We start from the raw sequence: 15,917 nt of genomic DNA, 5'->3' as shown, positions 1-15,917 counted from the left end.
CGATCTGTTTTTCGTTATGCTCGCGTCACCGTGAACGTATCGGGAGGGCTGTGGTGCTGCGCGAAGAAGCGGATCGCGGAAGCCGCATGCGGGAACAAGTGGTGCGGGAGCAGGCTGACAGGTCCGGCGGCGGCGCGGCTGAAGCCGGGGAATCTGATCCATACAACCCCGCGAATTCCTGTTTTCACACCTTCCGGGACCTCGAACGTTTCGCCCAGGCGATTCCCGGCGGCCGTTTCGGCGTGGTGCCCGCCGCAAACGGGGCGTTTGAGGCGTCTGTCAGGGTCAGCAGCCTAACCGACGGTGTGGCAGTTCGCGGTGTTTCTCTCTCCCATCCCGTAGCGTTAAGATCGGAATTCATGGGTGGAGCCAAACCCTCAATCACGTTCCTGTTTCCCGTGCTGAACGAAAAAAATATCCTGTTTGATGGGCGGGACTTTCTGGAAGGTCGGGTCGTTTCAAGGGTTCCGGGCCAAACGCCGCTGGTGCGCACAAACGGACCGGCAGAAATAGGAGGGGTGGTCGTCAGGCACGAAGCATTTCGCAGAGCCGCCTCCATGCTCTACGGGCGTGAGCACCCCGAAGTCTTTCTCAATCCCGCATCCTTTATGGCGCCGGATCCCAAACGGTTTCGGGCGCTGGTTCAGGTGTATTTGAGTGCCACGCGGATGCTGCAGGCGCATTCGGTAGATGCGCTGTGCTCGGTGGAGAGCGCTTCTGCACTAAGGCTGCTCCGCGAACATGTTGTTACAACGCTCCTCGGCGTGTTGGTTGAGGGGGAAGCAAAGCGCGACCACCTGGCTCATCAACGACAGACGGCCTGTATGGCGCGTATGGAGCGCCTCATCGACGAGCATCGCGAAGATCCCATCGGGCTTCACGGTTTATGTGAGGGAGCAGGGCTGGCGCTGCGAACCGTGGAGGCGATTATCCGCAACCGAACAGGCATGACAGCGTTGCAGTATCTGCAGCGTCGGTATCTGGCGTTTGCTCGTGAGAGTCTCCTAAAGCCTGAGCCGGGCATGACTGTGACCAAGGTCGCGATGCACAACGGTTTTCTCCACCTTGGACGGTTCGCCGCGTTATACCGATCAGTGTATGGGGAAACGCCTTCCGTCACCCTTGCGCGGGCGCTGGGGTAGGCCTGCCGCCGGTGCCTGTGCCGGCTTTCTGCTGCGGTCCAATGGTCAAGAGGTGATCAGATGGAGTCGGCTTCCTCTGAAATCCGACGTTTGATCCACTGCCGGAACGTTCTGAAGGCCGGGCGGTTCTTGTGGTCGGCCCAGCACAGATAATAGTAACGCATGGCTTGATCTCCTGTCCTGTCCCCACTGAACAGTTGCCGCAGACGTCCTGAAGCCAGATAGGGTGCTGCGTAGACATGAGGCAGCCATGCCACGCCATACCCATCGAGGGCCGCGACGAGCGTTAGGGCGCTCGGCAGGCGCGTGACGCGTGTGTGGGTTTCGTATGCCACGCCATGTTCGGCAAACCACAGGGCCATTTCCTTTTCCCTGTCCTCGTCCAGCACCCAAGGCAGTTCTGTCAGGTCGGCGGGCGTCTCAATGCTTCCGCTCTCGATGACCGAAGGCGCTGCCACGACGACATCCCACCCCTCGAGCAACTTTTCACAGTTTAACCCCGGCCAGTCTCCATCGCCGTGTCGCACCGCGGCATCAAAATCGCCGGATACGAGATCGTGTACCGTGGCATCGGTGTTGATGCGCAAGTCGATTTCTGGGTGACGTTGGAGGAAGGCTCCGAGACGAGGCAGCAACCAATGTTGTGCGAAATGCGGGGTGACCGTGATGTTCAAGATATTCTCATCACGCCTGAAGCGTTCGACATCTCCACCTATGCTGCGAAAGCTGCGCAGCAAATTTTCGGCCAAGCTGGCGGCCTCCGGCAACATGACCAGCCGGTTTCCTGAACGGACAAACAAATTTCTCTGCAGCCGATCTTCGAGGCTTCGCAAATGTTGGCTGATCGCCCCATGCGTGACATTGAGCGCGCGCGCTGCCGCTCCCACAGACCCCGCTTCGTGAAATGCAGCCAGGGCCCGCAGTGAATTCAACGGCAGCCAGCCGATATCAATCTCTCTCATAATGTTAGAAAATCTAACATAGGCAGAGATTTTCTGACAAGCAAAAGCTCCATAAAATCTTTAAGTTTAACGAGGCAAGGAGAAAGAGAGAGGATTATGGATAGAAAATTTTCTAACATTAGAAGCGAGAAAAAATGCTTCCATCCGGCAACAGCCACCGGAATCGATCAGGAAATGATTGATCGGATCCGCCAGCGGGGGCGGGCCGAACGGGCCAGAATCATTCGTCAATGGTGTTTGGCCCTAGGACGCCTATTTGCAGGGAGACGGTCAGCCGGTTGCCGTGCATGTATTGGCCAATGAGAACCGCGTGATTTGGAGCGCCCATGGTTGTGCATAGACTTTCCCGTAGGCGGGTAGGCACCCTTTTTGGTGATCTGGTTGTATCGTTGTAGCGTCTGCCTTATGCAGCGATTGGCGAATGTTGCTAAACATATCTGATCGCGGGCGGCCTTGACCAACTCCACCGAACCAGAATCCCAGAAACTGCAGCCAATACATTTGGCAAGCGTTGGGGCCTGCGCCTTGGGGCTGTGGTTCGATCTCGCAGAATTCGCACTCGGCAATATTCTTTCAGCGGTCTTCTCTGCGCCGCCTCACAATGTTGCTCCGCACGAGCTCTCCACGCTGCTTTCGGCTGTTTATCTGGGTGCCATAGCAGGTGCATTTGTAGCTGGATGGGCGGGAGACCGATTTGGACGACGTCCGACCATCGTCGTACTCATGGTGTGGATTGCTTTCACCTCCGCGCTCGCGGCGGCTTCTCCCAATATCGCGTTTCTGACGGCGGTACGGGCGCTCTCGGGTCTGGCACTGGGTGCTTATCCTCCTCTCATGGCCGCGTATCTGACCGACATATTGCCGCCGGCCCGGAGGGGGGCGATGTTGATGATCACTGTTGCGCTCGGCGCCACAGGCCCGCTTGTCCTGACCTTCCTGGTTCGGTGGCTGACACCTCTCGCCCCGCTCGGCCTGGATGGCTGGCGCTGGGCATTTGTCCTTTGCGGCGTCCTTGCGGTGTTGGGAGCTTTGATATTTCTCCGCCTTCCGGAATCCAGAGCTTGGCTGGCAAGCCGCGCCCGGCATCAAGACAGTAATTTGTCAGAAGCGGAAAACGGGCCGGGGGGCGATGTTGCACAGCCAGGTGACGCCACTTCGGATTCCGGACAATTGGGCGAGGGAGGCTTTCTGGATGCCAGAATACGTTTTCTCCTGTTTCTTTATTTCTTGACGCCCTGGTCGACCATTGGCTTTCCGCTTCTTTCCGGCGCCGTTCTCATCAAGAAAGGTGTGAGCCTCAGTGAGTCTCTTCTGTATGTCGGCGTATCCAGCATTGGACCGGTGGTAGGAGCCATCCTGGCCGGGTTGGTTGTGGATCGTTTTGAACGACGGAGCGTGCTGGCCTTCACCGGTTTTGCCATGGCGCTGCTCGGTGTCCTGTTTGGCCTTGCGCAAGAGGCGGTCTGGCTTATGGCGACAGGCTTTTTGGTCAATTTGTCTATCGCGATCTTTCTGCCCGTCCTCGTCGTATATGCGGCCGAATCTGTTCCGGCCGCCAAGCGCGCACGCGCCACCGCTTGGTCGTGGGGGGTGCGCGGTTTCGGTGCCACCCTTGTCCCATTGCTCATGGTTCCGCTTCTCCATGGCTACGGGGTGACGGCGTTGTTCATGGTTATGGCATCCACTCTGATGCTGTTTGTAGCCTTTCTGCTTCGCTATGGCCCGGCGGGAGCCGCCGGCCGTGCGGTGGATTGAGACGCTCCCGATACCAAATGAAAAATCCGGAAAGCGTGCGCGATTCGGATAGTCGACGGGCGGACAAAGTGCGACCTGTGAGGCACGGCTACAGCATATCTGTATCTGCCACAGCAACTGTGTGCCGGTTCGCGGCGGTCGCGGCCTTCCTTCGGAGGTAAGGCGGCGGGACATGCCAGGAACGGTACGCCGTAATACTAGAAACGGGGGGCTACCGTCTTGATCAACACCCGGAAACTTTCTTTGTCCGGCGCACTGCTCGCCGCGCTGATTGCAGGCGCACCCGCCATGGCTGGTGAAAGCGGTGCGGGTCTCTACGTACCCGGAACGAGCGCCTTTGGAGCGGGCGTGACACCCCCACCTGGGCTCTACGTCACCCAGGCGTTTATGTATTATGACGGGTATGCAGCCGCCTCCGTGGATGGCGGAACCATCGATCTGAACGCCCGCAAGACGGCCTCGCCGTTCATAGCCAATCTGACCTGGGTGCCCGAGCAGGAGATTTTAAACGCCCGCCTGGGACTGACGGTCTCCGTGCCCTATGCGAGCTATACACGCCTCAGGGCCGGCTCCAACGCGCTTGGTCAAAACGTCGAAACCAGCGGCTGGGGCATGGGCGATATCACCCTCAAAGGCCAGCTCGGCTGGAGCAACGAGAATGGCTTCTCCCATACGTTGTCGACCACGCTTTGGCTGCCGACCGGGCGCTACGACACGGGCTTCGCGCCCAATGCCGGCAAGAATCATCTCGGTGTGAACGTCTCCTGGGGGTTCACCAAGATCTGGAAGGATCCGGGAATAGAGCTTTCGGCCAGCTTCGGCGTGACGGGCGAGTTCAAAAACTCCGCTTCGGACTACCGCAACGGTGTGGGCCTCAACCTGGACGCCGCCATCGGCAAGGTGTTTGACAATGGCTTGACGCTCGGTGTGGCAGGTTTCGCCTACAAGCAGGTCAGCGACGACACGGGAAGCGGCGCCTCGCTGGGTGCCTTCAAGGGACAGAATTTCGGCATCGGGCCGGCTCTGTCCTACAGCACGGCGATCAATGGGCGTCCCTATAGTTTCGCGCTACGCCACTACTGGGAATTTGGTGTCGAAAACCGCTTTGACGGTCATCTGACCATGGCGAGCATTACAGCTCGGTTCTGAGACGAGGTTGTTGGGGCTCTCCAGGGTGTAACAATCGTTATACCGCCTGAGATCGCGCATCGCGGAAGGAACGCATATGTCGCTGTCGCTTGAAGAAGCATCTGAAGTCTTTCGCGACGCAGTCAGAGACACGGTGCGCCGCTACTGGATCTGGTACTTCCTCCAGGGAGCCGTGCTGATGGCCGCTGGCGTGCTTGCAATCGTCTATCCGGCGATTTCATCCGTCGCGGTCATCAGCCTTCTGGGCTGGTTGCTCATCATCAGCGGGCTGGCGCAGGCCGTCAGTCTGATTGGCGCCAGCAAGGTGCCGCATTTCTGGCTTCAGCTCATCTCCGTCGCTCTGGCGGTCCTGATCGGCCTCCTGTTCCTCAGGGACAGCGGCCAGGGACTTGTGACAATTACATTGCTTCTGATCGTGTTCTTCATGATCGAAGGAATTGCAAAGCTGGTTTTTGCGCTCACCATTCGGCCGTTTCCGAACTGGCATTGGGTACTCGCAAGCGGATTGCTGGGAATTGTCCTTTCACTGATCCTGTGGTGGAGCCTTCCGCAAGTGGCGGTCTGGCTGATCGGTCTTCTTCTTGGGATCAAGCTCGTTTCTGTCGGTTTTTCGATGGCGCTGCTGGCCTGGCATGTGCGGCAGGTAGCCCGCTCCGCCTTGCCGTAAGACGGCGGCACCGCGCAGGCCAATTGTTAAACCGCCCTTAACGCCTGTCGAGGTTACGCTTGCACAACCCAGCGAACGGTACGGTTGGACAGGCGCTTTGCCACCGCACGAACGCGCGGTGTTTGGCGGGTCGATCCAGCGCCAATCTGGAGGAATTTCCATTGCGTTTCATTCTTGTGTTCTTCAGCTTCTTCATCGCTTTATCGGCGACCGCTCAGGAACAGACGGTTTCACCGTTGGCCCCGCTCGATACTTCGTCACCAAGGGCGACCTATTACTCCTTCATCGAGATCGCGGAGGAGGTGGAGCAGACCTATCTTGATTACAGGGCGCGCAAGAGTGCGCGAGGCGCTGATCAGCTGTTCGACAGTTTTGCGCGCGCGGCCCGCGCTCTCGATATGAGCGCCATTCCTGAAGCCCAGCGCGCCGAAGTGGCCAGCCTGCGCGTGGCGCAACTGGTGGATATTCTCATGCGCCTGCCTTCCGTCGCTGCGGAGCAGATTCCCGGCGGCACCGAGGACCTGCCCGAGGGCTGGACCATCCCGGGCACCGAGATGGAGATCGTTCGGCAGGAAGAAGGCGCACGCGCTGGGGAGTTCCTGTTTTCCGCCGCGACGGTTGAGCGCCTGCCGGAATTCCATGAGCGCATCATCGCATTACCGCCACTGCATCACTCGGCTTACGATAACTGGACCGATGAGGTGCGCTCCTTTACCGGCCCCTTTTTCCCCTACGGTTTCATCAATGCTTTGCCGGATGTTCTGATGAAGCCCTTTCTGGGCACTCAGCTTTGGAAAGCACTTCTTACTGCAGCGGTCTGGATCGGCATCGGGGTCATCACCATCGGCTGGGGGATCCTGATGCGCGGCGTCGAGACGGGGCACCGCTCGATCGGCGGCTTGTTGCGATCGATAACCGTGCCGCTGCTGCTCGGTGGAATGGTTTGGGGCGCCCACTATTTTGCAGGCTACCAGACGGGGTTGGCCGGCTTCTTCGCGACGATGGAGATCGTGGTCACGACCGTTCTCCTCTATTTCGCCCTTGCGTGGCTGGTACTGCTCGTCTGCCATCTGGTGGTTGAATTGATCATTGCGCTGCCGGCCATCCCGGACCAGAGTTACGATGCCAATCTTCTGCGCCTGGTGGCGCGCGTGGGTGGTCTTGCTGCTGCTGGTGCGGTTCTGGTCTATGGCGCCGACAAGATCGGGATTCCTGCACTTGGTCTGATCGCAGGTGTGGGCGTGGGCGGTGTTGCCCTTGCCCTTGCCGCGCAGTCCACGGTGGAGAACCTGTTTGGCGGAGTCTCACTCTTCGCGGATCGTCCCTTTCGGATAGGCGACTACATCCAGTATGGCGCAAGCAGTGGCACGGTCGAAGCGATCGGACCGCGTTCTGCACGAATTCGCGGGTTGGACGGAACGTTGGCCACGGTTCCCAATTCTGATCTTGCGAAGATGCACATTGTGAATTTCTCGCTGCGCAACAAGTGTCTTTTCCGGCATGTGCTTGGGCTGCGCTACGAGACCTCCCGCCTTCAGCTTATGTGGATCCTGGAGGAAATGCGCAAAACCATTGCCGCGCATCCCATGGTGGAAACGGGCAGCGGAACGCCGCGCATCAGGCTGATCGGCTTTGGTTCATCCTCCATCGACGTAGAAGTTCGCGCCACGGTCATGACGCCGGATTTCGGCCAGTTTCTGGAAGTGCAGGAGGAACTGCTTCTTGAGCTTCAGGAAGTCATTGCCAAGGGCGGTTCCGGTTTCGCTTTCCCCAGTCAGACAGTTTATCTCAGCCGCGATTCGTCTCTTGATGGTCGGGTTCAAAAAAAGATAGAGGCGGAGGCGCGTGAGAAGTTTCAGACGCGTAGGGACGCGGAGGCCGTGTCTTTGTCCGGCTCCGAATAGAGAGGGTACAACAAATCTGCGAGGTTTCCTTAAATCAGCAAAGCACTTGCGGTTTTAATGGCGCGCAAGATTGAAACCAGAACTTGAGTTTGGATAAACTTGCGAAAGGAACGAGAGGGAAATCTTTAGCAAACTTGAATGATTTCAAGAAACCAGCGTGATCTGGATAGTCTTCTGCCGGCGGTGTGGCTAGGTTTTTGCCGGTCATATCCGATTGTTGGCGGGAGTTGAGATGGGGCTAGGGAGTAATCTTGAGCGGCCGGCGGGCCACGACAAAGCACTCGCCCCTGCGTTGAGCGTTGACCGCAGAACAGTGCTTCTTGCCATCATCGGTATGCTCGTTCCTGCAAATCTTGCGCACGGATCTGACTCAGCCGGCGAGATTCACGGAACGGTTGTTTATCGCGAGCGCATGGCGCTCCCTTCCGGGACTGTCGTTGAAGTTCAGTTGCTGGATGTTTCGCGCGCCGATGCTCCTGCCGTTGTTGTTGCCTCGCAGAAGGTCACAGGAGCTGCCGGCAGCCCGATCAATTATCAGCTTGGTTTCGATCCGCAGCAGGTAAGGCCGGGGCATCGCTATGCTTTGCGCGCCACGATTTCAGCGGGCGGCCGATTGCTTTTCACCACCACCCAAAATCATGCTGTTTTCGGCGACGGTCCCAACCAGACAGAAATTCTTGTTCAACGTGTGAGCCAGAGTGTCTCCCTGTTTGGTGAATGGCTTGTGGAGGACATTGACGGCGGCGGCGTGATGGATCGCCTGAGAAGCACGCTGACCTTGTCAGAGGACGGTGCGGTGAGCGGATCGGGAGGCTGCAACCGCTTCCGGGGCAATGTGAAGGTCGAAGGCGCTTCGATCCTTTTCACCCCACTGGCTTCGACCAACATGGCGTGTCCGCCAGCCGTGATGAACCAGGAACAAGCGTTTCTGAACGCATTGGGGAGAGCGCGGCGTTTCGAGATCCACCAGACCTTTCGAAAGCTTGTCCTGCTGGATGAGGAAGGAAAAGCCATTCTACGGCTTGCGGAGATCTCGTCTTGAAGTCGCAACACGACAGATATGGCAGGAAAGCGCGGGCGCTCCGATGAACATCGCCGCCTGACTGGCTTTGTCCATGGGCGGCAACGAAACACATCATGTGAAACGCCGCCTGAGAGGCGGGCTGCAGGAGGAATAAGATGGGTATTTGGAACCGGACAGGCATAGCGGCAACCATGTTGCTCGTGGGCGCATCGTTTGTGGGAGCAGGACACGCCCATGCCCAGCAGCAGAGCCATATTTCGGCTGAAATGATCGAGCAGGTGAGGGCGTCCGTGAAAGAGGATGCTTCCCGGCTGGAAACCATTTTCAAAGACATCCATCAGAATCCCGAGCTCGGTTTCATGGAAACCCGCACGGCCGAGATCATCGCCAAGGAACTCGAAAGCCTCGGCTTTGAAGTGAAGACGGGCATTGGCGGTACCGGCGTCGTGGGGATCATGAAAAACGGCGAAGGGCCGGTGCTTGCCTACCGCGCCGACATGGATGCAAACGCCGTTGAGGAAGCAACTGGTCTCCCCTATGCCAGCACTGTCCGCGTTGAACGTGAGGATGGAACGGTGTCGCCCGTTGCCCACATGTGCGGGCACGATGCCCACGTCACCTGGATGCTCGGCATGGCCAAGATCATGGCCGAGAAGAAAGACAGCTGGAGCGGCACGCTGATCCTCATCGCCCAGCCGGCCGAAGAGTTGATCCTTGGCGCTCAGGCGATGGTCGATGATGGACTGTGGACGGATTACGACCTGCCCACGCCGGACTATCTCATCGGTCTCCATACGGCCCCCGGCCCGGTTGGCATGGTGGTTAGTTCCGGCGGTCCGAAGATGGCTGGAACCGATCAGATCGATGTCCTGTTCAAGGGCGTTGGCGGGCATGGCTCAATGCCGCAGATGACCAAGGATCCGGTTATCATGGCTGCCTATGCTGTGACCCAGTATCAGGCGATTGTGGCCCGCACGATCGAACCGCAGCAGACCGCGGTCCTCACCGTTGGCTCGATCCAGGCCGGTGTCGACAACAATGTGATTCCCGCCAGCGCGCTGGTGAAGGTCAATCTGCGCTGGTACGACGCCAAGGTGCGTGAACAGATGATCGCCGGCATCAAATCCATCAGCGATGGAATCGCTCGCACCTATGGCATGCCCGAGGACATGCTGCCGGAATACACGATGAAGGGGTATTCCACTCCGCTCGTGAATGATGACGAAATGGCGGAACGCCACGCGGACGCTCTCACCAAGCTCGTTGGCAAGGAAGGCGTTGTCAGTCAGCTTCCTGCTGCAACGGGTTCGGAGGATGTGCACCTCCTGAAAGGTCCCAATGAAGACGTTGCCTTCAATTATCTGATCGTCGGTGTTGCAGATCCGGAGGTGTTCCGCGCATCGATGGAAGCCGGCAAGGGGTTCCCTTATTCCGCGCACAATCCCAACTTCATCGTTGATCTGCGGGCCATTCCGGTCGGTACGGAGGTCGCAACCGTGGCTACCCTGGAGCTTTTGGGGAAGGGATCGCCGCTTCTGAAGGTCACCAAAGCAAGCAAGTGATCCCGTCCTTAGCCGCATATTGCATGCCAGGAGTATCGAAATGACGATCAACAGACGTAAGGGACTGGTCGCAGCCCTGACAATCACCGTGGCAGCGTCCTTCGGGCCGGGCCTGACGGCCTGGGCGGACGAGGCGGGAAAATCCGTCGACATCGTCTACACCGGTGGCGATATCATAACCATGGAGGGGGATGCCCCTGAATATGCAGAAGCCGTTGCGGTGCGGAACGGCAAGATCGCCTATGTGGGCCCCCAATCCGGCGTCGCGGCTCTGATCGGCGAGGGAACACGGCAGGTCGACCTTGACGGAAAGACGCTGTTGCCCGGTTTCTTCGATGCCCACGGTCATATCTGGAACACCGGTTTTCAGGCCCTCGCGGCCAATCTCCTGCCGCCCCCCGATGGCGAGGCGAATGACATTGCCTCGATCATCGACATCATGAACAAATGGGTGAGCGAGAACCAGGCGGCCATCGACAAGGTGGGCTGGATCGTTGGATTCGGCTACGATGACGCGCAGCTGGCGGAAAAACGTCATCCGACCGCGGAAGACCTCAACAAGATCTCTGAGGACATTCCCGTCATCCTTCTGCATCAGTCGACGCATCTTGGCGTGATGAACGACAAGGCGCTGGAAATGGCCGGCTACACGGCCGAAACGCCGAATCCTGCAGGCGGTGTAATCCAGCGCGTGGAAGGCAGCCAGAAGCCCAATGGCGTGCTGGAGGAAATGGCGCTGTTCACGCCGCTCTTTGCCGTGCTGGCCCAGCTCGACGAGACAGCCAACCTCACCATCGCGAAAGCCGGAATGAAGGCCTATGCGGCCCACGGCTTCACCACCGGCCAGGAGGGGCGGGCAACCAAGCCCGTCGCGGAGACCTGGCGCAGCCTCGCCAACAGTGACGAGCTCATTCTCGACATCGATGTTTATCCCGATATTCGCGGAGACCTCGATTATCTGAAGGCGGTGGGCACATCGCACATCTATAACAATGGCTTCCGCATTGCCGGCGCGAAGCTCAGCCTCGATGGCGCCATTCAGAATTTCACGGCATGGCTCAGCGAACCCTACAAGGAACCGCTCCCCGGCCAGCCTGAGGACTATAATGGTTATCCGGCGATTGAAGAGGTGGACGAGGTACAGAAGATCGTCGACACGGCCTACAAGAACAACTGGCAGCTGCTGGTCCACACCAATGGGGACCAGACCAGCGACCAGCTGATCAATGCCGTACGCGCGGTGACGCAAGAGCGTGGCATGGATGATCGCCGGACGGTCATGATCCATGCACAGACCGTGCGCGAGGACCAACTTGATGCCATGAAGGAACTGGCCATTTTTCCGTCCTTCTTCGCCATGCACACTTATTACTGGGGTGATCTGCATCGCGAGGTGACGCTTGGCAAGGAACGCGCCTATCGCATTTCGCCGGCCCAGTCGGCGCTCAAGCGCGGCATGATCTTCTCCCAGCATCATGATGCGCCAGTGGCGCTTCCCAGTGCCATGGCGGTCCTGTCCGCAGCGGTCAATCGAACCAGCCGCACCGGCGATGTCATCGGCCCCGACCAGCGCGTCAGTGCCTATGACGGGCTGCGTGCGCTCACCATCTGGGCCGCTTATCAGGGATACCAGGAAAATCAGAAGGGCAGCCTGAAAACAGGAAAGCTGGCTGATTTTGTGATCCTGGATCAAAATCCTCTCAAGATCGAACCAAGCTCTCTGCGGGAGGTGAAGGTCGTGGAAACCATCAAGGAAGGCGCCACGATCTACAACGCCCAGGATTGACCGAACTTCCCGGGCCGCTGTCGGCCGTGCCTTTCTGGGCATGGCCTATAGCGGCCCGGCCGTAAGGCGGGCTCACCATGGGGCTCGCAGCCACCGGTTCCATTCGTCTTGAACCTTCAAAGAGCGCAGCGCTGGACCAATATCCATGCGAAACAGAGCAACGTCTCGGTCGAGTGGCTTCGTTACAGCTGCAGTAAAACCTTGATCAGCTCTGCCTGACGCGTGACGCCTGTTTTTCCAAAGATGCTTGTGAGGTGCGTTCGGGCGGTGTTGATGGATATGCCGCAGCGTCTGGCGGCGGCGGCGCGACCATCTCCCCTGCGCATCTCCAACGCAAGCCGGGCCTCAGCGGGAGTGAGGCCAAACCGCTCCTGAAGGACCATCATGCGCCGATCGCGATGCAATTCGGGATTGCTGATACGGAGTACGGCGGCGGGAATTGGTGCGCCGGGGACACTGCCCGGGATGCGGATGGGACGAACCTCCACCGAATAAGGAGGCGCCTCCAGGCTCCGTCTCACCGTGATGCGCCGGCTTGCGGGCAGGGCTGTTGCACAACAGCCGGAAAGGGCTGCATCAAATGCGGCATGGGCTCCCTCTCCAGTAAGGTAGAGTCGGCCCCCGATCACCCTAATCCCTCTGTCTTGTGAGAATAGGCGCTCCGCCTCGGTGTCGGCGAAAAGCACACGTCGCTCATGATCAACAACAACCGTGCTGGTCGGGGAGGGAACGCGGCTCTCGGTCTTCAGAAGCGCGGTCTCAAGGGCCGTTCTTTGAAGATTCCGCGCAAGGCTGACGGCGCGCACCAGATGGGGGATGAAGAAGGAAAATCGCTTGACCGTGTCAGCCCCGATCTCATCCCGGCGCGCAGGCGCCTGCAGGACAATGCTGGAAAAGCCGCCCCCGTCAGTGAAAAGATTGCTCGCCAGCCGCTCGGCTCCAAGGCCGGAATGGCGCCAATAGTCATTGTAGAACCGGCTGGCAAAGAATTTTTCTCGACCAGTGTCTGCGAGGCTCGTTATCCGCCCCACGGGCATGGACGCTGTCGTTGCAGCTGTCGGGTCTTCGGTCCACCATCTTTCGGCGTAATGTGAAACAACTTCAGGATCGGCGCGTGGTGTAACCACCGAGGAGAACTGGATGTGCGGGTCCGTTACGACCAGCGCGGCGTTGTCGACACCGCAATAATCCGCAAGGGAGCACAGGAGCTGCGGCCAAATCCCCGTGTCGAAGACGGCGTCATAAATCTGTCCGACAAGGTTTGATGCTTTGTCCATGGTGCTCGCTCCCCCGAGCGGTGCCGTGTGGTGTGGCGCCACTCTCGTTTCCGGTCAATCCTGATCGCTTTGCAACCGGCGTCAGGCGGACATGCTGACAGGCCGGTCAGTTCTGCTCCTCAAGACGATGAAAACAAACAACATCATGGACAGGATGGTGACCAAAGATCCGGCAATGGCCAGTCCCTCGGTGACGCCTTTCAGCGCCAGCACAATCCCAGGCACAATCATCCACAAACCGAGCGAGGCCATCGCGAAATGGAGCCATGCGAGCCAGCCCTCGGCTGCCTGAGGAACGTTGTGATAATAAAGTCCGCTCATGCCCAGCGTCACCCAACCGATGAGGTTCAGATGAGCATGGGCAGAAGCCAGTGAATGATCCTGCGACGAAGCCATGTGGATGCCGAATGCCATGCCGGCCAGCGCATAGAGGCTGGCACTCAGGAAAAAGAGAAAAGCTATACCGCGCATCATGTTGTCTCCCATTGATGTGTTTGCGCTGCGGAACGGCGGGCGGGCGGTGTTGGTTGTCGTGCCCGTCTCATGCAAGCCCCAGATCCCGATCGCTTGCTGCCCGCTCATACTTGTCGGCCGGCGGCCAGGGCCGGTCCCGCCAGTGGGGGTGGGCCGTGAAACTGGAAATGGACCGGCCGGGAGGCAGCGCGCCGTTGCCGAACCCAAGCGCATAGTCATAGTAGAGCTTGACAATCTCCTCGCGGCTCACCTGCTGGGCAGCAGGATGAGCAAGGCAGGCCTCGCGCCAACCCGAGACGCGGGCAAAGCGCGCCTCATCCGGCAATTGGAAGCCCTCATAGTAATCCAGGAACCAGAACCGCGCGAAGATCGGTGTGAACACCACTTCGGCCAGCCCGAACCTGCCGAACAGGAAATTGCTGGCTTCATTTTCTGAAGCCTCATGGGCGACCAGGAAATCATCGAGATCCGCATAAAGCTGAAGCAATTGTCCGCGTTTGTCTTCACGCGCCGCGCGATCCTGATTCATCACGAGCCTGTATCCCGCCGTGATGAAGGGGCCTTCCTTGGCAATCAGCATGTGTTCGATCGCATGCTCGAAAGGATCAATGCGCCGCACCGGCGGCCCTGGGACAATTTCTTCCAGATAATCGAGGATCACCAGGCTTTCCTTGAGAATGCCACCTTGCGGCGTTTCGAGCACCGGCAGCGCGGTGGTGCCACGGGTTTTCTCAAGCAGTTCCGGATCGCGCGGCCGGGTGATATCGACCACCCGAAACTCGACAGCTTCAAGCTGTCCTTTCAGGGTCAGAAGAATTTCCAGCCGTTGCGAAAAAGGGCAGGCCGGGATGTGATAGACAACCGGTCTTTCGTGATGTGCGGACGACATGGCTACTCCAGACCTGCATGCTCACCGCGCGAGGCGGGAGGCCCGCTGTCGATGATCGATACGGCTCTGCCGGTTTCGGCAGGGGAGAATGAAATCTTGTAGCGAACCCGATCCCTCGTCATGACGCCAGGACCGGTCAATGCGTCAGGCATCGCTTCCTCCATAAACCCAGGTCAAGGAAACGAAAGCGCTCTCGTTGTTGCAATCTGTAGCAGGGAGGAATTAATCTGAAAAATCGTTTGATTAGATAGAGTCTATTGGCAAAATGAATTTTGCGACATTCGACCTCAATCTGCTGCGTGTCCTCGATGCATTGTTGAGAGAAGGTTCTACGGTCAAGGCCGGTGAGCGGCTGGGGATGTCGCAATCGGCGGTCTCCGGCGCGCTCGCCAGGCTTCGCCACGCACTGGGTGATCAACTTTTTGTTCGCCACGGGCAGGGCTTGCGGCCCACCGATTATGCGGTGTCCCTTTCTCTACCGCTTAATGCAGAACTTGCCCGCCTGGAAGCGCTTCTGGCACCTGCGGCCTTCGATCCCGCCGCCAGCACGATGAGTTTCAAGCTGGCGGGAGCGGATTTCTTTGCCGAGATGCTGATGCCCGAGCTTGCACAGAAGCTTCGGATCACGGCGCCACAGATGCGGATGCAGCTCATCGACCTTGTGCCCAACAGCTACCTGGACTCGTTGGAGCGCTATGAAGCGGACATGGCGCTCATGCCGGATCTGGACTTTCCCGAATGGACGGATCGTCGCCCACTCTTTCACTCCAGCTATGCAGTCATTGCTGCGGCCGACAATCCGGTTCTGGCTGGGGCAGGAGCACAGCCTGGCGATGTGCTCGACATGGATCTCTTCTGTGAGATGGGGCATCTCCTGTTTTCACCTGAAGGCAAGCATGCCGCTGCCGGCGACGCGGCACTGGCGCGCGTGGGACGCAGCCGCCGGGTGGTCATGACAATGCCGGTCTTTTCAGGCATCTGCCGCGTGGTGGGCGAAAGCGAGTTGATATCGCTGATCCCGCGCCAACTGGCCGAGAGACTGGCGCCATCTCAGAATTTGGCGATCTACAAACCCCCGATGCCCATCGAACCTGCACTGATTGTGGGTGTGTGGCACAAACGGTCGACGGACAATCCTGCGCATCGCTGGATGCGCGGCGTGATCGCGGACATTCTGCTCCCGCTCAATGAAGGGGAACGGCCCGTGCCCGTCTGAGCAGGTGCGCGTTTGATGCGCCGGCCTCACACAAACGTCGCATGACCGGTCACGGTCCCTTGCCTAAAATCCAGCATAGATGACGCTATCAGCTTGAAAGACGGTGTTCA

General features: G+C 58.8%; 14 protein-coding genes. 9 read left to right on the top strand and 5 right to left on the bottom strand.

Annotated features, from left to right (window positions below; all coding sequences use genetic code 11):
• Positions 1-53: 53 nt before the first annotated feature.
• Positions 54-1,142 (top strand): AraC family transcriptional regulator, encoded by a 1,089-nt coding sequence (locus H7H48_RS03005; protein WP_229447320.1) that lies wholly within the window; start codon positions 54-56, stop codon positions 1,140-1,142.
• Positions 1,143-1,198: 56 nt separating this feature from the next.
• Here the strand turns inward: H7H48_RS03005 and H7H48_RS03000 are convergent, their stop codons facing one another.
• Complete coding sequence (locus H7H48_RS03000; RefSeq protein WP_229447319.1) at positions 1,199-2,104, bottom strand: LysR substrate-binding domain-containing protein; 906 nt, start codon at positions 2,102-2,104, stop codon at positions 1,199-1,201.
• A gap of 525 nt (positions 2,105-2,629) precedes the next feature.
• Here H7H48_RS03000 and H7H48_RS02995 point away from each other — a divergent pair.
• From H7H48_RS02995 to H7H48_RS02965, 7 genes are all read left to right on the top strand, one after another.
• Complete coding sequence (locus H7H48_RS02995; protein ID WP_229447318.1) at positions 2,630-3,859, top strand: MFS transporter; 1,230 nt, start codon at positions 2,630-2,632, stop codon at positions 3,857-3,859.
• Positions 3,860-4,102: 243 nt separating this feature from the next.
• Positions 4,103-5,008: a transporter gene (locus H7H48_RS02990; protein WP_229447317.1), complete on the top strand. Its 906-nt coding sequence runs from the start codon at positions 4,103-4,105 to the stop codon at positions 5,006-5,008.
• Positions 5,009-5,084: 76 nt separating this feature from the next.
• A complete protein-coding gene (locus H7H48_RS02985; RefSeq protein ID WP_229447316.1) occupies positions 5,085-5,675 on the top strand; it encodes an HdeD family acid-resistance protein in 591 nt (196 codons plus the stop codon).
• Positions 5,676-5,836: 161 nt separating this feature from the next.
• On the top strand, positions 5,837-7,579 hold the full coding sequence (locus H7H48_RS02980; protein WP_229447315.1) for a mechanosensitive ion channel family protein: 1,743 nt from the start codon (positions 5,837-5,839) through the stop codon (positions 7,577-7,579).
• Positions 7,580-7,811: 232 nt separating this feature from the next.
• A complete protein-coding gene (locus H7H48_RS02975; protein WP_229447314.1) occupies positions 7,812-8,621 on the top strand; it encodes a YbaY family lipoprotein in 810 nt (269 codons plus the stop codon).
• 137 nt (positions 8,622-8,758) lie between these two features.
• Positions 8,759-10,165: an amidohydrolase gene (locus H7H48_RS02970; RefSeq protein ID WP_229447313.1), complete on the top strand. Its 1,407-nt coding sequence runs from the start codon at positions 8,759-8,761 to the stop codon at positions 10,163-10,165.
• Between the two features lie 40 nt (positions 10,166-10,205).
• Positions 10,206-11,951 carry an amidohydrolase gene (locus tag H7H48_RS02965; RefSeq protein ID WP_229447312.1) on the top strand — a complete coding sequence of 582 codons (1,746 nt, stop codon included), beginning with the start codon at positions 10,206-10,208 and terminating at the stop codon, positions 11,949-11,951.
• 182 nt (positions 11,952-12,133) lie between these two features.
• Here H7H48_RS02965 and H7H48_RS02960 read toward each other — a convergent pair whose 3' ends face one another.
• The 4 genes from H7H48_RS02960 to H7H48_RS02945 form a co-directional block, all read right to left on the bottom strand.
• Complete coding sequence (locus H7H48_RS02960; protein WP_229447311.1) at positions 12,134-13,228, bottom strand: helix-turn-helix transcriptional regulator; 1,095 nt, start codon at positions 13,226-13,228, stop codon at positions 12,134-12,136.
• Between the two features lie 81 nt (positions 13,229-13,309).
• Positions 13,310-13,702, bottom strand: coding sequence for a hypothetical protein (locus H7H48_RS02955; protein WP_229447310.1), 393 nt, complete (start codon positions 13,700-13,702; stop codon positions 13,310-13,312).
• Between the two features lie 67 nt (positions 13,703-13,769).
• Positions 13,770-14,591 (bottom strand): glutathione S-transferase family protein, encoded by an 822-nt coding sequence (locus H7H48_RS02950; RefSeq protein WP_229447309.1) that lies wholly within the window; start codon positions 14,589-14,591, stop codon positions 13,770-13,772.
• 2 nt (positions 14,592-14,593) lie between these two features.
• A complete protein-coding gene (locus H7H48_RS02945; RefSeq protein WP_229447308.1) occupies positions 14,594-14,743 on the bottom strand; it encodes a hypothetical protein in 150 nt (49 codons plus the stop codon).
• 113 nt (positions 14,744-14,856) lie between these two features.
• On the opposite strand from H7H48_RS02945, the gene H7H48_RS02940 reads away from it, so the two are divergent.
• The gene (locus H7H48_RS02940) at positions 14,857-15,807 is read left to right on the top strand and encodes a LysR family transcriptional regulator (RefSeq protein ID WP_229447307.1); all 951 of its coding nucleotides are present in this window, start codon (positions 14,857-14,859) and stop codon (positions 15,805-15,807) included.
• Positions 15,808-15,917 lie beyond the last annotated feature (110 nt).

Source organism: Nitratireductor sp. B36 (assembly GCF_020833685.1).
GTDB lineage: Bacteria > Pseudomonadota > Alphaproteobacteria > Rhizobiales > Rhizobiaceae > Nitratireductor.
Note: the sequence above shows the minus strand (reverse complement) of the source record. Positions and strands in the feature narration are given on the sequence as shown.